Origin of the sequence: Nitratireductor sp. (assembly GCF_017794765.1) — a bacterium.
Lineage (GTDB): Bacteria > Pseudomonadota > Alphaproteobacteria > Rhizobiales > Rhizobiaceae > Nitratireductor.
The window spans coordinates 15,522-39,469 of sequence record NZ_CP051236.1 but is presented as its reverse complement, the minus strand read 5'-3'; the positions used below and the strand labels follow the sequence as shown (position 1 = coordinate 39,469).

Sequence of the window (23,948 nt, the reverse complement as noted above, 5' to 3'; positions counted from 1 at the left end):
TCACTTCTATTGATCCTACGATGGAAATGTTTCGCTTTCCTTGCCGGGGCCGGGGCTGTTAAAGCCGCGGTTGAACTCAAGGTTTCGCATTCAGGGACATATCCGATGAAAGATATTACAAGGGCGATCCCGGCCCTGTTCGTCCTCCTCTGGGCGACCGGTTTCATCGGGGCGCGTTATGCAATGCCTTGGGCGGAGCCCTTTACATTCTTATGGGTTCGTTTTGCGCTGACCTTTGGCGTTCTTCTGTTGATCATTCCGCTTGTGAAGGCAAAGGCAATCGGTCCGCGCAATGCGTTTCACGCTGCGATAGCGGGTATTCTCATGCACGGCGTCTATCTAGGCGGCGTATTCTGGGCAGTGCGCAACGGGCTCCCTGCTGGTTTGGCGGGCCTCATCGTTGGGCTTCAGCCGATGCTGACTGCGGTCATTGCCGGTGTGTTTCTCGGCGAGAAGGTGACAGGAAAGCACTGGCTTGGCCTTGTGGTCGGGCTTGTCGGTGTGGTGACAGTCCTTTCCCCAAAATTCGGCTCGATCAGCGGCGGTGTGACGGTAGCGACCATTGGTGCGGCCGTTGTGGCGGTGATCGCCATGAGCGTGGGCACGGTCTGGCAGAAGCGCTTCGTCGCAAACGCTGATCTGGTAACAGTCACGCTTTATCAGTATGTCGGCGGTTGGTTGGTCACGTTTCTCGTCTCGCTGTTGTTCGAAACCCAGCACTTCGTGCTCAACGGCGAACTGGTCTTTGCCATGGCGTGGCTGGTTTTCGTGCTGTCACTGGGCGCGATCTTCCTGTTGATGATCCTCATTCGAGAAGGGGAGGTGGCGCGGGTCGCATCTCTGTTTTATCTCGTGCCGGCGGTGACAGCACTTATGGCATGGTTCCTGTTTGATGAGACCCTGACGCCCGTGCAGCTTGCAGGCATGGCAATCACGACGTTCGGCGTGGCGCTCGCGACACGGCGTTCATCGCGTCATACGGTTCCGGCGACCGCTCGTGCTTCCCGGTAGCGCTTGATCGAAGCGTTCAGTTCTCCGCCGAGAATGAACACGGCGGAAATGATGTAGAGAAACACCACTGCGATCATGATGGAAGCAAGCCCGGCATAGGTGCTGGCGTAGCTGCCGAAGCGCCCGAGATAGGCTGCGAAAAGGCTCGATCCGACAAAGGATCCCAGAAGTGTAAACGCGACACCGGGCAGCACGTCCCAAAGGCTGCGTCGGCCGGCCGGCAGCCAAAGATGGACCGAAATCAGCGCGAGAACGAGTACGGTCAGCGCGATGACATAGCGCCAGAACGTGATCGTGCCGACATAAGGAGCGATCCATTCGAGATTGTTGGCGGCGATGCGCAGTGCGATCGGTGCGATGACGAGCAGGACGCTGATGGCAAGAAAGCCGACCGTTGCAACGAGTACGAAAAACAGGCTTTGCGCGCGCAGGCGGAAGATCGAGCGTTTTTCACTGACCCGGTAGGCGCGGTTGAGAGAAAGGCGCAGTGCTTCCACCCCATTGGAGGCAAAAACACCAGCCAGTACGACACCGAAGGTCAGCACATCGCTGCGGCGTACACCGAGCACATTGTGAACCTCTCTTGCAATGGGCTCGGCCACTTCCTTTGGCCAGGTATCGAAAATCAGATCGACAGCCTGTTGCGAGAACGAGTCCGCGCCAAGAAAACTCGCCAGGGCCGTGGCAAATATCAGAAACGGGAACAGGGCCATAAGCGCCGAGATGGCGACGTGACTGGACATGGCCCAGCCGTCATCCGTGTTGAAGTGGCCGAGCGCATCGCCGATGATACGTCTGGTGGCTTTCAATCCGCGCACGGTTCTTCCCTTCGTTGCTGTCGTCACTGCTTTTTGTTGTTTCGCTCAGGCCAATATGTGAAACCGTGACACTTATAGACAAGTGCTGACGGGAATTTCATGGCTAGTGACCGGACGATCCTGATCACCGGAACCTCTTCCGGCATAGGTGCATGGTGTGCCGAGGCGCTGCTCAAGGATGGCTGGCGCGTTTTTGCAACGGCGCGGAAGCCGGAAGATCGCCGAGCCCTTGAAAGGAAAGGGATAGAATCGTTCTATCTCGATTATGCCGAGCCCGGCTCGATCGTCGCGCTTGTGGATGAGGTGCTCGACAGGACCGGCGGTTCTCTCGATGCTCTTTTCAACAATGGAGCCTATGCTCAAGCCGGAGCGGTGGAAGATCTCCCCGTGGAAGCGCTGCGCCACCAGTTCGAGGTCAATGTCTTCGGCTGGCACGATCTCACGCAGCGCCTCGTCCCGGTGATGCGGCGACAGGGACACGGCCGCATTGTTCATTGCTCCTCGATCCTGGGACTCATCCCTATAAAGTACCGTGGTGCCTACGCTGCCTCGAAGCATGCGCTTGAAGGCTTGATGTTGTGTCAGCGAGCGGAACTTGAAGGTTCTGGCATCTATGTTTCCCTCATCGAGCCGGGGCCCATCGAGTCCAAAATTGCCAGCAACGGGCTCCCGTGGTTCGAGCGCTATATCGATCACGAAAACTCCCCCCATCGGGAAGCCTACAAGGCGCAGCTTGCGCGTTTGAGGCAGGGCGGTGTGAAGTCGCGGTTCAAGCTTGGGCCGGACGCGGTCTATGCGCGACTTTCTCACGCGCTCCTTTCCCCGCGTCCAAGGCCGCACTATGTGGTAACCACACCGGCGCGCATCGGTGTCGCATTGAAACGGCTGCTTCCGGCGCGCATGTTGTACCGCTTCCTGTCGAACCAGGGCTGAAACCGAGAAGAAAGCCGCCATGTCCACAGTTTTCAATATCCTTTCCATCCTTGTGATGATGGCGGTCGTTATCGTCCTCATTCGCGGTCTGATGAACATGATGCGCGGTGGCTCGGCCAACACGTCGAACAAGCTTATGCAGGCTCGCGTGATCCTGCAGGCTGTCGCCGTCGTCTTTGTCGTACTCGCGCTTTACTACGCGCGTTCAAAGGGTGGCTGAGGCATACCGTGGTCAAGCTGAACAAGATTTACACGCGCACGGGCGACGACGGGACAACGGGTCTCGGTTCGCGTGAGCGCCGCCTGAAATCCGATCTCAGGGTCGCGTCCTATGGCACTGTCGATGAGGCAAATGCCTGCATCGGCATGGCACGTGTTCATCTGGCAGAAACGGAGCCGCGTATCGACGCGATGCTGGCGCGTATACAGAATGATCTCTTCGATCTGGGGGCTGACCTTTCGACGCCGGATACCGGCGAGGCGCCCGAATATGAACCCTTGCGGATCGTGCAGAGCCAGGTGGACCGGCTGGAAGCCGATATCGATGCCTTGAATGCCCAGCTGGCTGCGTTGCGCTCCTTCGTGCTACCCGGTGGCAAGCCCGCTGCTGCTGCACTCCATCTCGCGCGCACTGTCTCGCGACGTGCCGAGAGACTGATGGTGGAGTTGCGCACAGTCGAAGGTGAGATCGTCAGTGATGCGGCCATGCGCTACATCAACCGCCTCTCCGATTTCCTGTTCGTCGCTTCACGTGCCGTCAATGACAATGGTGCGCTTGACGTGCTATGGGTGCCTGGGCAAAACCGCTGAGATATTCGGGCCGGGATCGGGGCCCGCAAAGAGGGCTCCGATGTTCATACCGCTGCACGATGCCAACAGCCTGCGGCATATCAAACGGCAATATGTCACGCTGGCAATCATAGCGGTCAACGTGATCGCCTATCTGGTGACGGCGGTGGGAGGCACGGATTTCGCGTTCGCCGCTGCGCTTGGGCTTGGCTATATACCGTCCGTTTCCAATGACCTCGCGGTGCTGCCGCCAGAGCTCGATCTGGTTCCCGAGCCGCTCACCTACATCACCTACTCGTTCCTGCATGGCGACCTGATGCATTTGGGCGGAAACATGCTGTTTCTGTGGGTGTTCGGAGACAATGTGGAAGATGCGCTCGGGCATTTCCGGTATCTGGTGTTCTATCTCGCCTGCGCTGTTGCGGGGGCCTATATGCACGGCTTCATCGCGCCGGATTCCAATGCGCCGCTCATTGGCGCTTCCGGTTCCATTGCAGGCATCGTCGCCGCCTACCTGATCCTGCATCCACGGGTGAAGGTCTGGGTGCTGGCATTTGCGCGCATTCCCATTCGCATCCCGGCTTTCATCCTTCTCGCGCTGTGGATTGGTTTCCAGTTCCTGATGTTGATGGTTGATACCGAAAACCAGATTTCCTGGGCGGCTCATGCGGGAGGCATTCTCGCCGGGGCGTTCCTGGTGGTCATTCTAAGGCGCAGGGATGTGCCTCTGCTCGACAAGCGTCTGGAGAAACCACGCGCGGTAGAGCTTGAAAAGCCGGATGCTGCGCGCACGCTGGAAACCGAGCAGCCGCGCTGGGGGCGGCAATAGGACATTTCTGCATATTGACGTGAACGTCAGGCCTCTCTACGGTCCCGCCAACTCCGGCGGCGTGCCGCATGAGGGGGAGGAGGAGTGTTCTGAATTTCCCTGAAACATGTCGGCATTCAGCCATCCGGCGCGTCCATCTGCTGGTATCCAGCATCAGAACCGAAGTCCACCATGGAAGGTGATTGCGCATGAAAGTCCTTGTTCCGGTCAAGCGGGTCATTGACGCCAATGTGAAGCCCCGCGTGAAGGCGGATGGCTCCGGTGTCGAGCTGACAAACGTCAAAATGGCGATGAACCCGTTCTGTGAAATCGCGGTTGAAGAAGCGATCCGCATGAAGGAAGCCGGCAAGGTCGAAGAAATCGTCGCCGTTTCGATTGGCCCCGACAAGGCCCAGGAAACCTTGCGCACCGCTCTTGCCATGGGTGCTGACCGCGCGATCCTCGTCAAGACCGACGATGCGGTCGAGCCACTTGACGTGGCGAAGATCCTCAAGGGCGTTGTCGACGAGGAGAAGCCGGAAATCGTGATCCTCGGCAAACAGGCCATTGATGACGATTCCAACCAGACCGGACAGATGCTGGCTGCACTGCTTGGCTGGAGCCAGGGAACATTTGCGTCGGATGTGGAGCTTGCAGACGGCAAGGCCAAGGTGACGCGTGAGGTGGATGGTGGTCTCCAGGTGGTCGAGCTCAAACTGCCGGCCATCGTGACCACGGACCTGCGTCTGAACGAGCCGCGCTACGCTTCTCTGCCGAACATCATGAAAGCCAAGAAGAAGCCGCTCGACACCAAGGAGCCCGGCGATTTCGGCGTTGAGGTGAAGGCGCGCCTGAAGGTGCTCAAGACCGAGGAACCGGCTGGCCGCAAGGCGGGCATCAAGGTGGGCTCGGTGGCCGAACTGGTCGACAAGCTGAAAAACGAAGCCGGCGTGCTTTAACGGAGAGGGAGAAACAAGATGGCTATTCTTCTGATTGCCGAACACGATAACGAAACCCTGTCCGACCAGACCGCCAAGGCGCTCGCCGCCGCGAGCCAGATCGGCTCGGATGTAGATGTGCTGGTTGCCGGTAAAGGCGCGAAGGCAGCGGCCGACGCTGCGGCGAAACTTGGCGGCGTGCACAAGGTTCTGCTCGCGGAAAGCGATGCGCTTGCCGAACGGCTTGCCGAGCCGCTCGCCGACCTCGTAGTGTCTTTGGCCGACGGATATGACACGTTCGTTGCCCCCGCCACGACCACTGGCAAAAACGTGATGCCGCGCGTGGCGGCCCTGCTGGATGTCATGCAGGTCTCCGACGTGATCGAAGTGCTCGATGCCAAGACCTTCAAACGCCCGATCTATGCCGGCAACGCGATCCAGACCGTTGAAGCAACCGATGCAAAGCGGGTGCTTACGGTTCGCACATCGTCCTTCCAGGCGGCAGGCGAAGGGGGCTCTGCCGCGGTGGAGAGCGTTGACGCGCCTACCGATTCCGGTCTCTCGACATTCGTCGAAAACCGTATCGCAGAGAGCGACCGGCCGGAGCTGACCTCTGCAAAGATCATCATCTCGGGCGGTCGTGCGCTGGGCTCTGAGGAGAAGTTCAACGAGGTGATCCTTCCTGTTGCTGACAAGCTTGGAGCGGCTGTCGGTGCCTCGCGTGCGGCCGTCGATGCGGGCTATGCTCCGAACGACTGGCAGGTGGGGCAGACGGGCAAGGTCGTCGCTCCAGATCTCTACATTGCCTGCGGCATTTCCGGCGCGATCCAGCATCTCGCCGGCATGAAAGACTCCAAGGTGATCGTTGCGATCAACAAGGACGAAGAAGCCCCGATCTTCCAGGTCGCCGATTACGGCCTGGTTGCAGACCTTTTCGACGTGCTGCCGGAGCTCGAGAAGGCGCTTTAAGCCAAAAAGAACACCGGAATCTCAGGCAACAAGCCCCGCTCTCGAGCGGGGCTTTTTTTGTTTTCATTCAAATAATGTGGCGCTGGGAGGGGGAGCGTGAAGGATTTTGTTCGCGGGGGTAGACGCCATTGCGCCTCCCATTTAGTTTGCAGCGCAACAACACTGACGAAGAGTGCAAGCCGCATCTCACGGGGTTTTCGAAATGACTGGAAAGATTGAAAAAGTGGGTGTGATTGGCGCGGGGCAGATGGGCAGCGGAATTGCCCATGTCGCCGCGCTGGCAGGCTATAATGTGAAGCTCTACGATCTTTCCGCCGAGCGGATCGAGGCGGGTATCGCGACCATCTCCGGCAACATGGCACGGCAGGTTTCGTCCGGAAAACTCGAGGACAAGGTTCGTCAGGATGCATTGGCGCGCATTGCTCCGGCCACCACCATGGAAGCACTCGCCGACATGGACCTGGTGATCGAGGCGGCTACGGAGGACGAAACGGTCAAGCGCAAGATTTTTGCGCAGCTCTGTCCGGTGCTTAATCCCGAGGCCATCGTCGCCACCAACACCTCATCAATCTCCATCACGCGTCTTGCCGCACAGACCGACCGGGCCGAGCGGTTCATCGGTATCCACTTCATGAACCCCGTCCCGGTGATGAAGCTGGTGGAACTGGTGCGCGGCATTGCCACGGAAGATGACACGTTCGAGAGGGCGCGCGGCTTTGTCGAAAGCCTTGAGAAGACGATTACCGTGGCCGAGGACTTCCCCGCTTTCATCGTCAACCGCATCCTGTTGCCGATGATCAATGAAGCAATTTATACGCTCTACGAAGGCGTGGGGACTGTTGAAGCCATCGACACGGCCATGAAGCTTGGCGCCAACCATCCGATGGGGCCGTTACAGCTGGCCGATTTCATCGGCCTCGACACCTGCCTTTCGATCATGCAGGTCCTTTACGAGGGACTGGCCGATTCCAAATATCGTCCGTGCCCGCTGCTGGTTAAATACGTCGAAGCCGGCTGGCTTGGCCGGAAGACCGGTCGCGGTTTTTATGACTATCGCGGCGAGACACCGGTCCCGACACGATAATTCCGGTTCGCAGCTCTCTATTCAGCGGCCTGCCGCTGCGGCGACTTGCGCCGTGCGGCGGGCTTTTTTATCTTGTGCTGTGAGGCCGTTGCCGAAATCTCTTCCATGGGAAAGGCGTCGACAGCGATAACCTTCTCGACAGCTTCCCGCGCTTCGCGCAGTTGCGTGAGTTCGGCATCGCTGATGAGATCCATATCGTGAGCCTCCTGAGCGTTGCTAATATGCCTAGCGCGCATCTTCTTCTCGATGGGGGCGGCGTCGACGACAAGCCTGAACGCGCGTTCCAGATCCTTGAGCGGATGCGCATCGTGTCCCTGGCCGAGATAGAGGTCGGGCGAGAGCCTGTCCCGCTGTTCGGAGGGTTTCAGCAGGATTTCGGCCAGCTTCGTGATGAGCTGGTCAGAAGGCACGGGGTTGGGCACGCCGAACGGGAAGGCGATCAGACGCATCAGCCATGCAGCCGGCCGCGCTGGCAAATTGTCGAGAACACCCCGGAAGGCGATGCCGATGCGCGCCTCACCAGCCTGCATGAGATAATCGACGATTGGCTTGTCTTCGGCGAAACGCCCTTCGCTTTCATAGCGTTTCAGCACAGCGCCCAGCAGATAAAGTTCTGCAAGAATGTCGCCAAGCCGTGCCGAGATCATTTCCCGTCGTTTGAGGGATCCGCCAAGCGTGAGCAATGCGAAATCGGACAGAAGCGCGAAGGCTGCGGAATGGCGCGAGAGCGTTTTCCAGTGATGGCCCATTGCCGCGCCTTTCGGAGCGGGGGCCAGAAGGCCACCGGTCCAGCCGCGCAGGAAGGCGCGGCCGGCGGTCTTGAAAGCGTGGCCTGCATGTTTCCAGAATGTCTCGTCGAAGCGATCGAGACCCTCTTCCCGATCCTCATTGGAAAGTGCCAGCAACTCTTCCAGCATATAGGGGTGGGAGCGAATGGCCCCCTGACCGAAAATCATCAGATTGCGGGTCAGGATGTTGGCCCCTTCGACCGTGATGCCCACCGGTACGGCGCGATAGGCTGCGCCCATGTAATTGCTGGGTCCGTCGATGATCGCCTTGCCGCCGTGAATATCCATCGCATGTTCCACCGAGCGGCGCATGCGCTCTGTGGCGTGGTACTTCATGATGGCGGAAATGACCGAAGGCTTGTGTCCTTGATCCAGCGCCGCAAGCGTCGTGCGCCGTGCCGCATCGATAAGATAGGCGTTGCCACACAATTCAGCCAGCGGCTCCTGAATGCCCTCGAAATAACCAATAGGCACGTTGAACTGTGTGCGTACCCGCGCGTAGGCGCCGGTCGCACGGGCACACATGGCGGCCGATGCCGCCGATTGCGAGGGCAGTGAGATGCTGCGCCCGGCAGCGAGCGCCGTCATCAGCATGGTCCAGCCCTGACCGATCTGCTTCTCGCCACCGAGAATGTGGTCAAGTGGAACGAAGACATCCTCGCCATAGAGCGGGCCATTCTGGAAGAAGGTGAACTGCGGAATATGCCGGTCGCCGTGGCGTACGCCTTTGGTGTCTGTTGGCAAAAGCGCGACGGTGATCCCCAGATCCTCGCCACGGCCGAGATGGTTTTCAGGATCCCGCATCTTGAAGGCGAGGCCCATTACGGTGGCCACAGGCCCGAGCGTGATGTAGCGCTTGTGAAAATTGAGGCGCAGGCCGAGGACCTTCTTGCCCTTCCAGGTCCCATATTCAACCACACCCGTGTCCGTCATCGCTGCGGCGTCGGAGCCTGCGTGCGGGGAGGTAAGGCCGAAACACGGTATTTCGCGCCCGTCGGCCAAGCGCGGCAGCCAGTATTTGCGCTGATCGTCGGTGCCGAAATGCATGAGCAATTCGCCCGGACCAAGCGAGTTGGGCACCATTACGGTGACGCCGGCGACGACGCTTGCAGAGGAGAGCGTGCGCACCACCTCCGAATGGGCGGTGTTTGAGAAGCCGAGCCCACCAAACTCCTTCGGGATGATCATTCCGAAGAATTTGTTCCTACGCATGAAATTCCATACGGCGGGGGAAAGGTCGCGATCGCGCCAGTTGAGCGTCCAATCATCGACCATGGCGCACAGCTCGCGCACGGGACCGTCCATAAAGGCCTGCTCTTCTTTGGAAAGGCGCGCCGGCGGCATGGCCAGGAACTGTTCCCAGTCAGGGTTCCCGGTGAAAAGTTCGCCGTCCCACCAGACCGTCCCTGCATCGATCGCTTCCCGTTCCGTCTCGGAAATCGGTGGCATGATCTTGCGGGCCCAGTTGTAGATGGGCTTCGAAATGCGATCTCGGCGAAATGTTTTGAAACGCATGACCGGCCTCCAGTGTTGCGGCAATATAACAGGCTTACCTCTGGGAGGCGAACGGGCGTCGCGGAAGGATGGTTCCCGCCTGTCTGTTCAGCCGCGCAGACGATTGCGCACGATCCGCAGGCGATTGCGTACACGGCGTGCGAGACCAAGCTGGGCGGCTGCCTTGCGCACATGGCGGTCTGCATCCGGTGTAAGCCCGACGACCATCGTTCCCAGGGGACGACGCTCGCTCCACAGGCGGCTCATGACCGGGTGATCGGGCACCGCGCAGGAGTCCGTCATCACGATGTTGGGATCGTCAAGGTGCGTTTTTGTAACCTCAATCATGAGAAGTGTGCCTGGCGAGTAGGTGGCGAAGCTTTCATCATAGGCCGTTTTCCACGTGTAGGCCGTGCCGTTTTCTATGAAGACGATCAGACAGGCGATGACCACATCGTCGAGTGTGAGCATATGGATGCGGCACATGTCGCGTTCGCAAAGCCGATGAACCGCCTCCCGCGCAAAGGCCGCACGGTAACGGTCGATCGCCATGGCGGTGCGCTCCCGGCCCTTCCAGCCGGAAGCTTCCAGGGTGAGGAAGGCTTCGATGCCGTGCCTTACCTCATCGGGGTGGCGGGCGATGCGATATTCGAGGTTGCCCAGTTCTCCCAGGCGTCTTCTTAGGCGCCGGAACTCACGGTAGTGATGTGAGCGCAGGGAATCTCGCAGATATGTATCCCCATCCAGAGCGCTCTCGAGAGTCGGTCGCTCAACCCGATTGGTGATCTGGAACGGCAGGTTGCGCGCGTCCACCACCGTACGCAGGATGGCAGCAAATGCACCGTCCAGGCCGACATCCGGCAGGACAAAAACCTTGGGCAGATCGAGATGTGGCCGGGCCAACATGGCGAAGAAATCCTCGATCACTCCGGCAGGGTCGTCATAGTCGACCAGAGGGGTGCCGAGCGGGCCGAACGGATTTGCCCAGGTGCGCAGCACCGGAACGCTGAAGGGCAGCAGCGGGCGCTCAACGGTAAAAGGAACAAGAAGGCGCAGGCGGCTTCGGTCCTCCGTTCCGTCGCGGATCACCGCCAGCCGAACTTCCCGATCTTCCAGCCGGGGCATGGCCGGTGCCAGAAAGCGTGGGTTGAAGAATATGTTCGTTTCGATGGAGCGGGCTGCCAGGTAATCCAGCTCATCAACCAGCTCGAAACCGGCTGAAGCCGGATAAACCGCGAGCTTGCGCTTCTGGTCGTCCGTCGCCACCGAAGCGAGGCGCTCGGTATCGGGTTCGAACGTGGCATCACGGGCCTGATCGCTGTCGGACCCTCCCGCGCCGCCGCTCGTCTCTTCAAGGAGAGGGGGGATGCTCACGGATTGGCCTCCTTTCGAAAGCGGGGAAGAAAGACCAGCATGCGGATGCCAAGCTTCTGCCATGCGGTGAATGATAGCGAGGCTGCTTCGAACAGAATGGCAATACCTGTCGCGATCGCTGCTCCCCAAAGCCCGTAGAGTGGTATCAGGATCATGTTGAGACCGATGTTGATGCCGAGTGTGATGGCATAAATCCCGGCGCAGATTTTCTGGAACCCGCTCATTGTAAGCAGGCTTTCCGCGGGGCCGACGGCGGCCCGGGCGACGACACACGAGACGAGCAGGAACAGCAGAGGATATCCGGCGGTGAAACCACTGCCGAACAGCATCAGCATCGGCTTGCCGATAATCAGTACGATGACGCCCATGGCGAGGGACGGCCAGAAGGTCCAGGTCACGGTTTCCGCAGCAAAGCTCGCCAGTCCGGACCGGTCTCCGCCATGCATGTAGGCGGAGTAGCGCTGAGCAACGCTTGCCTTAACCGCAAAATAGACGAAGTGCACCAGTGCCAGCGTCTTGACGGTGGCAAAATAGACGGCCACGTCCGTGGGGGCCATATAGCGTCCCACCATCAGAACGTCCGCATTGGTGAGCAGAAAGTAGAAGCTTTCGACAAGAAAGATGGGCAGCGATACGCTGACCCAGTGTTTCATTTCGAAGCGGGGCCTGCCGGAAGGCATGTTCCGGTCCACGCGGGTGGTGATGCTCGCAAACTGTAGAAGCGTCGTCACGTAAGTGGCTATGATGGCTGTGACGATCGCGGTTTTCGCGTCGGGTGCATAGCCGCTCAGCACGGCCACGGCCATGAAGAGCAGGATGAGCACCGGGCGGATGAAATAGGCCGGAAGCAGAGCCCAGATCACCCATGCATTGGCTCGAGAAACACCCTGCAGCAGGTCACTGAGCGCCAGCATCGGCAGGCAGATCAGGCCGAGGTAGAATGGCACGATGTAGTAGGACTCGATGACCGGAGTGAGAAAATACAGCCCCAAGAGGCCCGCGAGCATGAAGACCGTGGATGTAGCCAGCACGAAAAGCCGGCCGGCAATGTTGACGCCACGCAATTCCGCGAACGCGCTCTTCGTGCGGTATTCAGGAATGAAGCGGATGATCGCCGTGTGGAATCCGAGGCAGGAAATGTTGCCGAGGATGATCATTGTCACCCAGACGAGCACATAGATTCCGTATTCAAAACTCCCCATCCAGCGTGCGAGGAGCACCTGACTGAAGAAGGCGATCACGGCGTTGATGATGCGGATGGCAAAGGCGATCAGAGCATTGCGGCCGGCTTCGCCACGTGCATCGCGGGCGCTGATCAGGCTATCGACCTTTGAAAGCCAGGGGCGCACGCGCTCTGCAAGCTGCGCCGGCAGCAAGCGATCACCCGTTCCCGTGGCTGAAAAGCGCACCACCCCACTCCTCTCAAGAGACCTTCTGCCCGCTTTAACGCAAACTGCTTAAGAATAATGAAAGGCGGGGGGCAGGGGTGGCCCCGGTGGCGATGGGACAACAAAAAAGCCGGGCTAACCCGGCTTATCTGTATGTCTGAGTGAGTGCCTCAGGCGAAGGCGCCGTGGCAATGCTTGTATTTCTTGCCGGAGCCGCACGGGCACGGTTCGTTGCGTCCCACCTTGCCCCAGGTCGTGGGATCGTTCGGATCGCGTTCCTCTGCAGGAACGACGCTGCTTTCGCTACGCGCCAGCGCCATCGTCTCGCCATCGGCAAACTCGTCCTCTCCGGTCGAGCCGTCGATGTGGTGAGCCTGCATATCCGGTGTTTCCGGTGGCGGTGCCTCGGCAGCTTCCCGAACCAACTCTACACGCATGAGTTGCGAGGTGACTACCTGACGCAGATTGCTGAGCATAGCCTGGAAGAGCTCGAACGCCTCGGACTTATACTCGTTGAGTGGATCGCGCTGAGCATAGCCGCGGAAGCCGATGACTGAACGCAGATGATCGAGATTGACGAGATGCTCGCGCCACAGGCTGTCGAGCGTCTGCAGAAGAATCGATTTCTCCACATAGGTCATGATGTCGGGGCCGAAACGCTCGGCTCGGTCCCTGGCCGCAGCCTCTGTCGCTTCGCTGATCCGCTCGCGGATATCGTCTTCGGCAATGCCTTCCTCTTGCGCCCACTCATCGATGGGGAGATCAAGATTGAGCGAAGCTTTCACCGCTTCACGCAGTTCCTTCGTTTCCCACTGCTCGGCATAGGCCTTCTCGGGTATGTGCCGTGCGACCAGATCGTCGATCGTGTCCTGGCGCATTTCGGCAACTGTCTCGGAGAGATTTTCGCCGTCCATGAGTTCAAGACGCTGCTCGAACACAACCTTGCGCTGGTCGTTCATCACATCGTCGAATTTGAGCAGATTCTTGCGGATGTCGAAGTTGCGCGCCTCGACCTTCTTCTGCGCTTTTTCAAGCGCCTTGTTGATCCAGGGGTGGACGATGGCCTCGTCTTCCTTGAGGCCGAGCTTCTGCAGCATTCCGTCCATCCGGTCGGAGCCGAAGATGCGCATCAGATCGTCCTGAAGCGACAGGAAGAATTTCGAGCGGCCGGGATCGCCCTGGCGTCCTGAACGCCCGCGCAGCTGGTTGTCGATTCGCCGGCTTTCGTGGCGTTCGGTCGCCAGAACATAGAGGCCGCCTGCGGCCAGCGCCTGCTCTTTAAGCCTTTTCACATCCTCACGGATGGCCTTTTCTTTTGCGTCGCGTTCGGGGCCGGGTTCCATGTCGCCCAGCTCTTCTGCAATCCGCATTTCCGGATTGCCGCCGAGCTGAATGTCGGTGCCGCGACCGGCCATGTTCGTGGCGATGGTGATGGCGCCGGGCTTGCCTGCCTGTGCAACAATGAAGGCCTCGCGCTCATGGTGGCGGGCGTTCAGAACCTCGAAATCCTTGATGCCTTCCTGACGAAGACGTTCTGCAAGGAATTCGGATTTTTCAATCGAGGTCGTGCCGACGAGGATCGGCTGTCCTTTGGCGCTGGCTTCCTTGATTTCCCGGACAATCGCCTTGAATTTTTCTTCGACGGTCCGGTAAACCTCGTCATCTTCATCAAGGCGCTGGATCGGCAGGTTGGTGGGAATCTCGATTACCTCGAGACCATAGATGTTGCCGAATTCTTCCGCTTCGGTCGATGCAGTGCCGGTCATGCCGGCCAGCTTGTCGTACATGCGGAAGTAGTTCTGGAAGGTGATGGAAGCGAGCGTCTGGTTTTCCGGCTGGATCGCCACTTTCTCTTTGGCTTCGAGAGATTGATGGAGTCCTTCAGAGAAGCGGCGTCCTGGCATCATGCGCCCGGTAAATTCGTCGATGATGACGATTTCGCCATCGCGGACGATATAGTCCTTGTCGCGTTGGAAAAGCTTGTGCGCTTTCAAGGCATTGTTGAGATGATGAACAATGGCGACATTCTCAATGTCGTAGAGTGAATCACCTTTGAACAAGCCAGCTTCGCGCAGCATGTTCTCCATTTTTTCCGTGCCTTCTTCCGTGAAGGTCGCGGTGCGCTGCTTCTCGTCGACTTCAAAATCCTCTTCCACCAGGTGCGGAATGAAGGTGTCGATCCTGTTGTAGAGTTCCGAGCGGTCATCCAGTGGGCCGGAAATGATGAGCGGGGTTCGGGCCTCGTCGATAAGGATTGAATCGACCTCGTCGACGATTGCGAAGGAATGCCCGCGCTGTACCATCTGGTCGCGTTCATACTTCATGTTGTCGCGCAGATAGTCGAAGCCAAGCTCGTTGTTGGTGCCGTAGGTAACATCGCAGGCATAGGCTGCGCGGCGCTCCTCATCCGACATGCCGTGCACGATGACGCCCGTCGTCAGGCCAAGAAAACCATAGAGCCGCGCCATCCATTCGGAGTCACGTTTGGCCAGATAATCGTTTACCGTGACGACGTGCACGCCTTTGCCCGAAAGGGCGTTGAGATAGACCGGAAGTGTGGCGACGAGTGTCTTGCCTTCACCCGTTTTCATCTCGGCGATACAGCCGTCATGAAGCACCATGCCACCAATGAGCTGAACGTCGAAGGGTCGCATCCCCAGCGCGCGGCGCGAGGCTTCTCGCGCCACGGCAAACGCGGGAACAAGAATATCGTCCAGCGATTTGCCTGCGGCAAGTTCCTCGCGGAACTCCTCCGTTTTCCCGCGCAATGCCTCGTCGGACAGCGCCTTCATTTCGTCTTCGAGCGCGTTGATCGCGGCGACGCGTGGGCGGAAACCCTTGACACGACGATCGTTGGAGGAGCCGAAAACCTTGCGGGCGAGACCGCCGAGACTGACCATCCAGTGGTCCTTTCACTTCCTGACAGACGGCACAGGTGAAGCGGGGATCAACCCCGATCGTGCCGAGCGAGAGCAATTATATTACGATCAGCGCCCGGAAAACGGTTCTGGACGCAGGACATCAGGACAGATAAGAGGGGCCAAGAGTGATGTCAACGCCGTGTTAAACATGCGCTCTTGCGCAAAATTCCGCCATATTCCTAGGCGGTTTGGGCAAATTCTGAATCACGAACGGAGAGTTTCATGCTGAAATCGTTTCGCCGTTTCCTGGCCGTTCAGGTTGGGGCCGGTCTGACGCTGGCCGCTGTGGGCTTCATGCCCGTCCATGCTGCCGAAGCCGATGTCGTCGCCACAGTCAACGGCATGGAGATCACGGAGGGCGATTTGGCCGTCGCTGGTGAAGAGTATGGCGCGCAGTTCGGAAATCTGCCTGAACCGCAACGTCGTGCAGCACTGCTTTCGGCATTGATCGAGATCAGGCTTCTTGCCTCACAGGCTGAAGAAAAAGGTCTCGCTGAGGGTGAGGATTTCGCCAAGCGTCTCGAGTTTCTCCGTCAGCAGGCGCTCCATGCGGCGTTTATCGAAAACATGGTGGATGGCTCAGTCACCGAGGAACAGGTGCGCGCCAGCTATGACAAGCAGATCGCCGAGGCGCCTGCGGTCAACGAGGTGCGGGCCCGTCACATTCTCGTGAAGACCAAGGAAGAAGCCGAGGCAATCATCAAGCAGCTCGAAGAGGGCGGCAATTTCGAAGAGATCGCGAAGGAAAAGTCTACCGATGGTGCCGCTGCGAATGGCGGGGATCTGGGCTATTTCACCTCCGGCCAGATGGTGCCCGAGTTCGAGAAGGCCGCCTTTGCGCTCAATCCGGGTGAACATTCCAAGGAACCGGTCGAGACGCAATTTGGCTTCCATGTCATCAAGGTCGAAGACAAGCGGGCCAAGCAACCGCCGGCATTCGATGCCGTGAAGGATCGGGTGCGGTCCCTGCTGGTGCGTGAGAAATATGTCGAGGCAGTTTCGGCCGTTCGTGATTCCGCCGAGATCGATGTCAAGGATCCGGCGCTCAAGGAATTCATCGACGGTATCGAGAAGCAGCGCGAGGGTGCTGCTTCCGGGAACGGCGACGCCGCCGAGCCGGCGAAATCCGAATAAGGGCTGCCAGTGGTGCAATCTGAAAGCGGTGGGCGCCTGACGTCTGCCGCTTTTTTGTTTCTCCGGTTCTGGGGGCTCTGCCGCACTGACCCGGGCTCCGGATTCGGCTTGCGTCGGAAAAAAAACTCGGGCAGACCGGCATGCACCATAAATCTTAATTTCGGTAAGTCTGGCCCATGTCCGCTGCAGTTTCCCCCCTTGCTCCGAAGAACTATCCGTCCATGCCGATCGTGGAAGGCGTGCGTATCGCGACCGCTGAAGCGGGTGTGAAATACAAGGGGCGAACGGACCTCCTGACGATGCTCTTCGACGAGGGTACAACGGTTGCCGGTGTTTTCACCCGCTCCAAATGCCCGTCTGCTCCCGTTGAGTTCTGCCGTGAGAACCTGGCCGGCGGAGCCGCGCGCATCCTTGTGGTAAATTCGGGCAACGCCAATGCTTTTACCGGGAAAAAGGGTCGTGCCACGACGGCTTCCGTCGGCGAGGCTGCTGCCAACGCGGTGGGTGCGGGAAAAGACACAGTGTTCATGGCGTCCACCGGCGTAATCGGAGAGCCGCTTCCTGCGGAGCGCATTACCGGATTCCTGAACGGGATGGTGGCCGATGCGAAGCCCGAGGGCTGGCTGACGGCGGCCAAGGCCATCATGACCACGGACACCTATCCAAAAGTCGCCACCGCTACTGTTCGGATGGGCGAGGTGGATGTGGTCATCAACGGTATCGCCAAGGGTGCTGGTATGATCGCGCCGGATATGGCGACCATGCTTTCTTTCGTGGCCACCGATGCTCCGATTGCAGCGCCGGTGCTGCAGGCCCTTCTCTCAAAGGGCACAGGCAAGACCTTCAATGCCGTTACGGTCGACAGCGACACCTCCACCAGCGATACGTTGATGATGTTTGCAACCGGGGCTGCGGCCAGGCGTGGTGCACCGGTGATCACCGATGCAAAGGATCCGAGGCTTGCCGGGTTTCGTCGGGGACTGAACCGCATCCTGAAGAACCTTGCCCTCCAGGTGGTGCGAGACGGCGAGGGCGCGCGCAAGCAACTTGAGATCACGGTTAGCGGGGCGAAATCGTCTCGTTCGGCAAAGAAGATCGCTCTGTCCATCGCCAATTCTCCTCTGGTGAAAACGGCTGTGGCTGGTGAGGATGCGAATTGGGGACGGGTTGTCATGGCGGTCGGAAAGGCGGGGGAACCGGCCGAGCGCGACCTTTTGTCGATCTGGTTCGGTGATATTCGTGTGGCTCATGAGGGCGAACGCGACCCTGACTATTCCGAAGAGGCCACCTCTGCCTATATGAAAAAGGATGAGATCGCGCTGCGCGTGGATCTCGGCATCGGGCGGGGCAGGGCCACAGTATGGACTTGCGACCTGACCAAGGAATACGTCGCCATCAATGGCGACTATCGGAGCTAGGGTGTGCCAGGCCAGGTGAGGCAGGACGTCAAAAAGGATTTCGCGATCATTCGCCGCTTTGAAGCGGCAGGTTTGCGTGCATGGCCCGCAGAGACCGTAGCCTATGACGGGACCTGGGTTCTGCGGTTGACGGCAGGCCATCCGGCGAAGCGTCTGAACTCCATCAACCCGCTCGATCCGGGGGATTACCGGAATATCGAAACACGGATCGAACGGGCAAGGGAACAGTTCGGTGCCTACGGGCGGCCGGTGACCTTTCGGCTATCTCCACTCGCAGCACCGGAGATTTCCAGCTATCTCGATCAACAGGGCTGGAAGATCCTGGGGCATTCGCTGGTGATGGCGCTCGACCTGCGAGAGGCCGATCTGTCAGAAGCAATGGATCAGATTCCGCTCAAGGACCGGCGGCGTTTCGTCAACGCCACACTCAAGGTTCACGGTTATGAGGAGCTTCATCGTGCCGGCCTTTCCCGGGTCATCGGTGCGATTCGGCCTGAAACGGGGCTTTTCGTTCTGGAGAAAGGTGAAGAGCCCGTGGCCACCGCGATTTGCGTGCATGACAGCGATTTGGCCGGTCTATTCGAGATCGCGACCAGACCTTCCTGGCGCGGGAAGGGTTACGGACGCCGTGTCCTGCTTTCAGCACTCAAATGGGCCCAATCGCATGGGGCTGAACGCGCCTGGCTGCAGGTGGAAGCCGCAAATGACGTGGCATTGCATCTCTATCGCGCGCTCGGTTTCCGGGACATCTATTCGTATCATTACCGCCAACCGGGGTCCTGACGATTGCCGTTGGCTGAGAGAAAGCGCGCTGCATGACCGACCAGTCGAAACGTATCCTTCTCGTGGCGGCCTGCGCTTTGGTCGACCCCGATGGACGGGTCCTTCTCGCCAAACGTCCGGAAGGAAAGGCTCTGGCGGGGCTGTGGGAGTTTCCGGGTGGAAAGGTTGAAGCGGGGGAGACGCCGGAGAACACGCTCGTTCGGGAGCTCCAGGAGGAACTCGGGATTGAGACCAAGGTGGCCTGCCTGGCGCCGCTCACCTTTGCCAGCCACACCTATGAAGATTTTCATCTGCTGATGCCTCTTTATGTCTGCCGCCGTTTCTGGGGCACGCCACGGGCCCAGGAGGGGCAGGAACTGAAATGGGTGCGGCCGCGCGACATGCGCGACTATCCGATGCCACCGGCGGATGCGCCGTTGATACCCTTCCTGATCGACCTGCTCTGAATGGCCTGGTCTGTCTGGCTGCAAGGTCAGGGTTAAGCCTTCGTTTACGCAACAGTGACAAGTTGATTGTGGGCGTGCGCCGCATTCGCGGCTGGGTTTAACCTTCCGGTGAGGGGTTGTCATGGCATTCAGCGAGGCAAGTGATGTGGAACGGGCGGACTGGACCGCGCGGGCTGGTCATATGGGGATGGGAGCTCTTCGGGTCGCATTGCTGTTTGGGACCGCAGGTGTAGCGTTCGCGCTCTTCCTGACTCCGATCGCCGAAAAGCGCACCCGTTCGCACGTGGCGCAGATCGGGGCGCCGTTCGGCATAGACCCCATCACCACTGCTTCCACCAAACGGGACAGCCGAAATTACACGATCCGCAGAAGCGTGCTGCAGCCGTCCCGCAATTCCGTCTGCGTCATTCATCAGGATGGCTTGCACAGCGGGGACTGCTGACGAGACACCTTCCGGGTCTCAGGGTTTCTTAAGCCTTTCAGATTAGGATCGTCCTTTATTCAGGGGGAGGCCCGGAAATGGGACGTCACTTTCTCAAAGACAAGTCAGGTGCGACCGCGATCGAATATGCGTTGATCGCTGGCTTGATTTCGCTCGCAATCATCGTCGGTGCCACCCAGACGGGCAAGCAGCTCTCGGCCACCTATCAAAACGTCGCCGACCAGGTGAAACCAGCCAATTAACATGGCTGTCGCCCTGTTAATTGGCACTATTTCTCTTCCTTTCGACTGCTTTCCAGTGCCTCTTTCAATGACATCCTGGCGCTGCCGGGAGCCAGGGGCTTCTGTTGGGATTCGTGAGGGGCCCAGCCGGACATCCACACTATGTTGAAGCTTGCCCGGATGCGGCCATCCGGATCGGAGAAACGTTCCGCATAAAGCTGGGCTGCGCGCATGAAGAGTGCACGGGTTGCTGGCTTGCGGGATCGGGCAGTGAGGACGCTGGTTGCGCCCATCGAACGCAGATCGCGCATCAGGTCGAACATGGTCGCATAGCGCACCGTAATGGTTTCAAGGTCGGCCACTGGGAGTGCAAAGCCCGCCCGTTGAAGAAGGCCGCCCACGTCACGAACATCGGCGAAGGGGCTGACGCGCGGGGCCGCGCCCGCAGAAAGCTCGGTTTCCGCAGCAAGCAGAACCTCACGCAACTCCTGAAGTGTGCCGGCGCCCGCCATGGCTCCCAGAAACAGCCCGTCCGGTTTGAGCGCGCGGCGAATTTGAGCAAGCATTCCCGGGATGTCGTTGATCTCGTGGAGATTGAGCAGCGAGACGATGAGGTCAAAACTGGCCGGCTCCGCTGGAAATGTTTCAGCATCCGCGATCCGCCCGTCGCCATCAAGGAATGCTGGGTCCGTTTCGATGCGAGTGACGACCTTTGTCTTGCCGCCCGAAAGCATCGTGCGCACCGCATCATCTGTCAGGCAGAATGCAGCGGCGGCATGATCAAAGTGCCGTTCCACCGTGGCCAGCCGCTCTCCCAGATCATCTGCGACCCGGTGCATCAGGAAGTGCGCGTCCGGATCGCCATACTTCAAGGCGCGCTTCTTGCGGAGAAGGGACAGTTCGCTATCGAAGAGCAGTTCCATGGGGCATCCTCTGTTTGAGGATGCGCCATCGCACAAAATCGCTATGCTCGCAAAGAGCAAAGCCTCGGAGGAGCGCTGGCTGGGGGTGATCGTGGTGGCTGCGGGCATTTCGCGATTCTCGGGTTTGATGACGGGGTGGTTGCAGCGTGCGCTTTTTCCGCCCGTGTGTCTTGGCTGTGCGAATCTGGTCACGGAACCAGGGACGCTTTGTCCATCCTGCTGGGGACGGTTGCGGTTCCTGGAGAGACCGTGGTGCCCGGTCATGGGGACTCCTTTCTCTCTGGATCTCGGCGACACGATGCTTTCCGCTGAAGCGATTGCGAATCCGCCATCCTTTGCGCGAGCACGATCGGCGGTGGTGTATGAAGGGGTCGCACGGGGGATGGCGCAGTCACTGAAGTTCCGGGACCGAACGGATCTCGCACCCTGGATGGCGCGCTGGATGCTCCGTGCCGGCGCTGAACTCACGCCAGAGTGTGATCTGGTGGTTCCCGTGCCCTTGCATCGCGCCCGTTTTCTATCCCGACGCTTCAATCAATCGGCGGAACTGGCACGCGCGGTTGCGCATGGTGCAGGGCTCAGCTACGCGCCCGATGCGCTTGTTCGAAAACGCCGGACGCGGCAGCAGGTCGGTTTGGGCGCGCGTGAGCGCGAGGCGAATGTGCGTGGGGCCTTTCATGTTCCTGATACGGCTTTGCCGCACGTCAAGTCACGGCGCATCATTCTGGTTGATGATGTCTACACGACGGGTGCCACGGTAGAAGCCGCCGCGCGCGTTCTGAAAAGGGCAGGCGCCCGGCAGGTCGACGTGCTGACCTTTGCACGTGTTCTGCCTGGGGACTTCCGAGCCGAGGATCAAGGCCCTATATAAGCCCCGTGAAGAGTATGGAACCGACTATGGCTAATGTGACGATCTATACCCGGATGATGTGTGGCTTCTGTAGTGCGGCCAAGCGATTGCTCGATAGCAAGGGGGTTGCCTATACGGAGCACGATGCGAGTTTCTCCGATGAACTGCGGCAGGAGATGATTCAGCGTGCGAACGGTCGCTCGACCTTCCCGCAGATTTTTATCGGCGATACCCATGTGGGTGGCTGCGATGAACTCCATGCGCTTGAGCGCGATGGAAAACTGGATGTCATGCTGGCGGAGGGACACGCATGAACAAGCTGATCGCTGCGGCTCTTCAAATGCGTTCCGGCACCGAGCCGGAGGCTAATGCCGACGCTTTCGAGGCTCTGGTGCGCGAGGCGGCAGGGCAGGGCGCTCAGTATGTACAAAGTCCTGAAATGACGGGCGTTCTCGTGCGCAGCCGAGAAGACCTGATGTCGCGGATCGCTGGCCCGCGTGGAGCGCTGGTGATCGACCGGGCGCAGTTTCTAGCGCGGGAATTGTCGATCTATGTGCATCTCGGCTCCACAGCCGTGGCGCTGGACAACGGTCGTGTGGCCAACCGGGCCTTTTTGTTTGGTCCGGAAGGACGGTTGATCACCACCTATGACAAGCTCCACATGTTCGATGTGGATCTCGACAATGGCGAGAGCTGGCGCGAATCTGCCACTTATGCCCCTGGGGAACGGGCCGTTGTTGCCGATCTGCCCTTTGGACGGCTCGGTTTTGCCATCTGTTACGATCTGCGTTTTCCGCAGCTTTTTCGCGCGCTGGCACGGGCCGAAGCCCAGGTGCTGACCGCGCCGGCGGCGTTCACTCGCCAGACCGGCGAAGCGCACTGGCATGTTCTGGTGCGATCCCGTGCCATTGAGAACGGTGCCTTCATGATCAGCGCCGCTCAGGGCGGGTTGCACGAGGACGGCCGCGAGACCTACGGCCATTCTTTGATCGTCGACCCCTGGGGACGGATTCTGGCCGAGGTGGATGGAGACGGGCCGGGCGTTGCGATTGCCGAACTGGACCTCGACCAGGTGACGGCGGCGCGCTCGAATATTCCGAATTTGAGGAATGCACGGGACTTCTCGGTGGCGCGTGTTTCAGACAGCGCTTCGAATGAAAGGAAGGCTTCATGATCAGTTTCAATCTGATCTGCGAGCACGACCACGCATTCGAAGCATGGTTCCGCAACAATGCCGACTTCGATGCGCAGAATGAGCGCGGTCTCGTTTCATGCCCGCATTGCGGTACCTCCAGTGTGCAGAAAGCCCTGATGGCCCCGGCGGTTTCCACTGGCAAGCGGCGCGAACAGATCGCGCTCGCCATGGGCGAGCAGCAGAAGAAAGCGCTTGCCCAGCTCAAGGAACTGTCGAAGAAGGTCCGCGAAAACGCGGACTATGTGGGTGACCGGTTCGCCGAAGAGGCGCGCAAAATTCATTTCGGCGAATCCGAGGCGCGTGGCATTTATGGCGAAGCGACGTCTGAAGAAGCTGCTTCTTTACTGGAAGACGGCGTCGAGTTCATGCCGCTGCCGCTTTTGCCCGATGATCAAAACTGATGCCGTTCAAGCGATGGGCTTTGTCGCGGCGACCATGTAATTGACATCCATATCGCGCGACCGCTGCCAGCGGTCGCCGAGCGGATTGTAAACCACCCCGGTGCGGTCGATGATCGTGACGCCGGCGCCGACAAGGCTCCGCTCCAGTTCCTTCGGGCGCACGAGCTTGTCGTATTGGTGCGTGCCACGTGGCAGCCACCCGAGCACGTATTCCGCGCCGATAATCGCCAGTCCCCAGGCTTTCAGGGTGCGATTGATAGTGGCAACGAACATCAAGCCGCCGGGTTTCAGCATGGCGCCGCATTTGCCCAGGAACAGGTCCACGTCGGCAACATGCTCCACCACTTCCATGTTGAGGATGATGTCGAAGCTCTCACCTGCGTCGGCCAGGGCTTCTGCCGTGGTGGCGCGATAATCTATGGAGAGCTTGCTCTGCTCGGCATGGATCTTTGCGACTTCGATGTTGGTCTCGGAGGCGTCTGCACCGACCACATCTGCGCCGAGGCGTGCCATGGGTTCGCACAAGAGCCCGCCGCCGCACCCGATGTCGAGCATGCGCAGGCCCGCAAAGGGCTTTGCCGCATGGGGATCGCGGCCGAAATGGGCCGCTACATGGTCGCGTATGTAAGCAAGGCGGACAGGATTGAACTTGTGCAGGACACCCATCTTGCCGGCAGGATTCCACCATTCCGCCGCAAGCGCTGAAAAATGCTCGATCTCTCGTTTGTCAATCGTAGTATGCTGCGCTTCGGACATTGAAAGCCCCTCGCTGGGTGTTGCTCTAGCCTGGACCATGAAGTCGGGGCGCGGCATCGGATTG

Annotated in this window: 25 protein-coding genes; 18 read left to right on the top strand and 7 right to left on the bottom strand. The window is 59.4% G+C overall.

What is annotated here, in order from left to right; all coding sequences use genetic code 11:
• Positions 1 to 105: 105 nt before the first annotated feature.
• On the top strand, positions 106 to 1,011 hold the full coding sequence (locus tag HF949_RS00170; protein ID WP_292897450.1) for a DMT family transporter: 906 nt from the start codon (positions 106 to 108) through the stop codon (positions 1,009 to 1,011).
• Here HF949_RS00170 and HF949_RS00165 read toward each other — a convergent pair.
• Positions 975 to 1,829, bottom strand: coding sequence for a YihY/virulence factor BrkB family protein (locus HF949_RS00165; RefSeq protein ID WP_292897448.1), 855 nt, complete (start codon positions 1,827 to 1,829; stop codon positions 975 to 977). The genes HF949_RS00170 and HF949_RS00165 overlap by 37 nt on opposite strands.
• 99 nt (positions 1,830 to 1,928) lie before the next feature.
• Between HF949_RS00165 and HF949_RS00160 the strand changes: the two genes are divergently transcribed.
• The 7 genes from HF949_RS00160 (at position 1,929) to HF949_RS00130 (ending at position 7,350) form a co-directional block, all read left to right on the top strand.
• A complete protein-coding gene (locus HF949_RS00160; protein WP_292897446.1) occupies positions 1,929 to 2,762 on the top strand; it encodes an SDR family oxidoreductase in 834 nt (277 codons plus the stop codon).
• Between the two features lie 19 nt (positions 2,763 to 2,781).
• A complete protein-coding gene (locus HF949_RS00155) occupies positions 2,782 to 2,982 on the top strand; it encodes a twin transmembrane helix small protein (protein WP_292897444.1) in 201 nt (66 codons plus the stop codon).
• An 8-nt stretch (positions 2,983 to 2,990) separates the two neighbouring features.
• The gene (locus tag HF949_RS00150) at positions 2,991 to 3,572 is read left to right on the top strand and encodes a cob(I)yrinic acid a,c-diamide adenosyltransferase (protein WP_292897442.1); all 582 of its coding nucleotides are present in this window, start codon (positions 2,991 to 2,993) and stop codon (positions 3,570 to 3,572) included.
• Between the two features lie 40 nt (positions 3,573 to 3,612).
• Positions 3,613 to 4,380 carry a rhomboid family intramembrane serine protease gene (locus HF949_RS00145; protein WP_292897440.1) on the top strand — a complete coding sequence of 256 codons (768 nt, stop codon included), beginning with the start codon at positions 3,613 to 3,615 and terminating at the stop codon, positions 4,378 to 4,380.
• 188 nt (positions 4,381 to 4,568) lie between these two features.
• Entirely contained in the window at positions 4,569 to 5,318 is a 750-nt protein-coding gene (locus HF949_RS00140) for an electron transfer flavoprotein subunit beta/FixA family protein (RefSeq protein WP_292897438.1), read from the top strand.
• An 18-nt stretch (positions 5,319 to 5,336) separates the two neighbouring features.
• On the top strand, positions 5,337 to 6,266 hold the full coding sequence (locus HF949_RS00135; protein WP_292897436.1) for an electron transfer flavoprotein subunit alpha/FixB family protein: 930 nt from the start codon (positions 5,337 to 5,339) through the stop codon (positions 6,264 to 6,266).
• Positions 6,267 to 6,468: 202 nt separating this feature from the next.
• Positions 6,469 to 7,350: a 3-hydroxybutyryl-CoA dehydrogenase gene (locus tag HF949_RS00130; protein ID WP_292897434.1), complete on the top strand. Its 882-nt coding sequence runs from the start codon at positions 6,469 to 6,471 to the stop codon at positions 7,348 to 7,350.
• 17 nt (positions 7,351 to 7,367) lie between these two features.
• On the opposite strand, the gene HF949_RS00125 is transcribed toward HF949_RS00130, so the two are convergent.
• The 4 genes from HF949_RS00125 to secA form a co-directional block, all read right to left on the bottom strand.
• A complete protein-coding gene (locus HF949_RS00125) occupies positions 7,368 to 9,653 on the bottom strand; it encodes an acyl-CoA dehydrogenase (RefSeq protein WP_292897432.1) in 2,286 nt (761 codons plus the stop codon).
• An 87-nt stretch (positions 9,654 to 9,740) separates the two neighbouring features.
• Positions 9,741 to 11,006, bottom strand: coding sequence for a GNAT family N-acetyltransferase (locus HF949_RS00120; RefSeq protein WP_292897430.1), 1,266 nt, complete (start codon positions 11,004 to 11,006; stop codon positions 9,741 to 9,743).
• On the bottom strand, positions 11,003 to 12,415 hold the full coding sequence (locus HF949_RS00115; RefSeq protein WP_292897428.1) for a lipopolysaccharide biosynthesis protein: 1,413 nt from the start codon (positions 12,413 to 12,415) through the stop codon (positions 11,003 to 11,005). Before HF949_RS00115 ends, HF949_RS00120 begins: the two co-directional genes overlap by 4 nt.
• A 149-nt stretch (positions 12,416 to 12,564) precedes the next feature.
• Positions 12,565 to 15,294: a preprotein translocase subunit SecA gene (secA, locus tag HF949_RS00110; protein WP_292897426.1), complete on the bottom strand. Its 2,730-nt coding sequence runs from the start codon at positions 15,292 to 15,294 to the stop codon at positions 12,565 to 12,567.
• Positions 15,295 to 15,537: 243 nt separating this feature from the next.
• Between secA and HF949_RS00105 the strand changes: the two genes are divergently transcribed.
• The 6 genes from HF949_RS00105 (at position 15,538) to HF949_RS00080 (ending at position 19,780) form a co-directional block, all read left to right on the top strand.
• Complete coding sequence (locus HF949_RS00105) at positions 15,538 to 16,449, top strand: peptidylprolyl isomerase (protein WP_292897424.1); 912 nt, start codon at positions 15,538 to 15,540, stop codon at positions 16,447 to 16,449.
• 176 nt (positions 16,450 to 16,625) lie between these two features.
• Positions 16,626 to 17,867 (top strand): bifunctional glutamate N-acetyltransferase/amino-acid acetyltransferase ArgJ, encoded by a 1,242-nt coding sequence (argJ, locus tag HF949_RS00100; protein ID WP_292897422.1) that lies wholly within the window; start codon positions 16,626 to 16,628, stop codon positions 17,865 to 17,867.
• Positions 17,868 to 17,870: 3 nt separating this feature from the next.
• Positions 17,871 to 18,650 (top strand): GNAT family N-acetyltransferase, encoded by a 780-nt coding sequence (locus HF949_RS00095; protein WP_292897420.1) that lies wholly within the window; start codon positions 17,871 to 17,873, stop codon positions 18,648 to 18,650.
• A gap of 32 nt (positions 18,651 to 18,682) precedes the next feature.
• The gene (gene mutT, locus HF949_RS00090) at positions 18,683 to 19,096 is read left to right on the top strand and encodes an 8-oxo-dGTP diphosphatase MutT (RefSeq protein WP_292897417.1); all 414 of its coding nucleotides are present in this window, start codon (positions 18,683 to 18,685) and stop codon (positions 19,094 to 19,096) included.
• 121 nt (positions 19,097 to 19,217) lie between these two features.
• Entirely contained in the window at positions 19,218 to 19,538 is a 321-nt protein-coding gene (locus HF949_RS00085; RefSeq protein WP_292897415.1) for a hypothetical protein, read from the top strand.
• Between the two features lie 77 nt (positions 19,539 to 19,615).
• Entirely contained in the window at positions 19,616 to 19,780 is a 165-nt protein-coding gene (locus HF949_RS00080) for a Flp family type IVb pilin (RefSeq protein ID WP_292897413.1), read from the top strand.
• Positions 19,781 to 19,806: 26 nt separating this feature from the next.
• Here HF949_RS00080 and HF949_RS00075 read toward each other — a convergent pair whose 3' ends face one another.
• A complete protein-coding gene (locus HF949_RS00075) occupies positions 19,807 to 20,682 on the bottom strand; it encodes a methyltransferase domain-containing protein (RefSeq protein WP_292897411.1) in 876 nt (291 codons plus the stop codon).
• Between the two features lie 127 nt (positions 20,683 to 20,809).
• Here HF949_RS00075 and HF949_RS00070 point away from each other — a divergent pair, with 127 nt between their 5' ends.
• Genes HF949_RS00070 through HF949_RS00055 form a run of 4 tightly spaced genes read left to right on the top strand, consistent with a single transcriptional unit; the run spans position 20,810 to position 23,128 of the window.
• The gene (locus tag HF949_RS00070) at positions 20,810 to 21,553 is read left to right on the top strand and encodes a ComF family protein (RefSeq protein ID WP_292899951.1); all 744 of its coding nucleotides are present in this window, start codon (positions 20,810 to 20,812) and stop codon (positions 21,551 to 21,553) included.
• A 26-nt stretch (positions 21,554 to 21,579) separates the two neighbouring features.
• The gene (gene grxC, locus HF949_RS00065) at positions 21,580 to 21,846 is read left to right on the top strand and encodes a glutaredoxin 3 (protein WP_292897409.1); all 267 of its coding nucleotides are present in this window, start codon (positions 21,580 to 21,582) and stop codon (positions 21,844 to 21,846) included.
• Positions 21,843 to 22,706, top strand: a complete 864-nt coding sequence (locus HF949_RS00060) for a carbon-nitrogen hydrolase family protein (protein ID WP_292897407.1) — start codon at positions 21,843 to 21,845, stop codon at positions 22,704 to 22,706. The genes grxC and HF949_RS00060 overlap by 4 nt, the downstream gene beginning before the upstream one ends.
• Positions 22,703 to 23,128: a DUF1178 family protein gene (locus HF949_RS00055; RefSeq protein WP_292897405.1), complete on the top strand. Its 426-nt coding sequence runs from the start codon at positions 22,703 to 22,705 to the stop codon at positions 23,126 to 23,128. The genes HF949_RS00060 and HF949_RS00055 overlap by 4 nt, the downstream gene beginning before the upstream one ends.
• A gap of 6 nt (positions 23,129 to 23,134) precedes the next feature.
• On the opposite strand, the gene ubiG is transcribed toward HF949_RS00055, so the two are convergent.
• The gene (gene ubiG, locus HF949_RS00050; RefSeq protein WP_292897403.1) at positions 23,135 to 23,884 is read right to left on the bottom strand and encodes a bifunctional 2-polyprenyl-6-hydroxyphenol methylase/3-demethylubiquinol 3-O-methyltransferase UbiG; all 750 of its coding nucleotides are present in this window, start codon (positions 23,882 to 23,884) and stop codon (positions 23,135 to 23,137) included.
• Positions 23,885 to 23,948 lie beyond the last annotated feature (64 nt).

Coding starts and splice junctions, on each gene's coding strand:
- HF949_RS00140 (WP_292897438.1), top strand. CDS start 4,569: ATGAAAGTCCTTGTTCCGGTCAAGCGGGTCATTGACGCCAATGTGAAG.
- argJ (WP_292897422.1), top strand. CDS start 16,626: ATGTCCGCTGCAGTTTCCCCCCTTGCTCCGAAGAACTATCCGTCCATG.
- ubiG (WP_292897403.1), bottom strand. CDS start 23,884: ATGTCCGAAGCGCAGCATACTACGATTGACAAACGAGAGATCGAGCAT.
- HF949_RS00080 (WP_292897413.1), top strand. CDS start 19,616: ATGGGACGTCACTTTCTCAAAGACAAGTCAGGTGCGACCGCGATCGAA.
- HF949_RS00135 (WP_292897436.1), top strand. CDS start 5,337: ATGGCTATTCTTCTGATTGCCGAACACGATAACGAAACCCTGTCCGAC.
- HF949_RS00145 (WP_292897440.1), top strand. CDS start 3,613: ATGTTCATACCGCTGCACGATGCCAACAGCCTGCGGCATATCAAACGG.
- HF949_RS00055 (WP_292897405.1), top strand. CDS start 22,703: ATGATCAGTTTCAATCTGATCTGCGAGCACGACCACGCATTCGAAGCA.
- HF949_RS00060 (WP_292897407.1), top strand. CDS start 21,843: ATGAACAAGCTGATCGCTGCGGCTCTTCAAATGCGTTCCGGCACCGAG.
- mutT (WP_292897417.1), top strand. CDS start 18,683: ATGACCGACCAGTCGAAACGTATCCTTCTCGTGGCGGCCTGCGCTTTG.
- HF949_RS00125 (WP_292897432.1), bottom strand. CDS start 9,653: ATGCGTTTCAAAACATTTCGCCGAGATCGCATTTCGAAGCCCATCTAC.
- HF949_RS00085 (WP_292897415.1), top strand. CDS start 19,218: ATGGCATTCAGCGAGGCAAGTGATGTGGAACGGGCGGACTGGACCGCG.
- secA (WP_292897426.1), bottom strand. CDS start 15,294: ATGGTCAGTCTCGGCGGTCTCGCCCGCAAGGTTTTCGGCTCCTCCAAC.
- HF949_RS00075 (WP_292897411.1), bottom strand. CDS start 20,682: ATGGAACTGCTCTTCGATAGCGAACTGTCCCTTCTCCGCAAGAAGCGC.
- HF949_RS00105 (WP_292897424.1), top strand. CDS start 15,538: ATGCTGAAATCGTTTCGCCGTTTCCTGGCCGTTCAGGTTGGGGCCGGT.
- HF949_RS00160 (WP_292897446.1), top strand. CDS start 1,929: ATGGCTAGTGACCGGACGATCCTGATCACCGGAACCTCTTCCGGCATA.
- HF949_RS00130 (WP_292897434.1), top strand. CDS start 6,469: ATGACTGGAAAGATTGAAAAAGTGGGTGTGATTGGCGCGGGGCAGATG.
- HF949_RS00070 (WP_292899951.1), top strand. CDS start 20,810: ATGACGGGGTGGTTGCAGCGTGCGCTTTTTCCGCCCGTGTGTCTTGGC.
- HF949_RS00170 (WP_292897450.1), top strand. CDS start 106: ATGAAAGATATTACAAGGGCGATCCCGGCCCTGTTCGTCCTCCTCTGG.
- HF949_RS00155 (WP_292897444.1), top strand. CDS start 2,782: ATGTCCACAGTTTTCAATATCCTTTCCATCCTTGTGATGATGGCGGTC.
- grxC (WP_292897409.1), top strand. CDS start 21,580: ATGGCTAATGTGACGATCTATACCCGGATGATGTGTGGCTTCTGTAGT.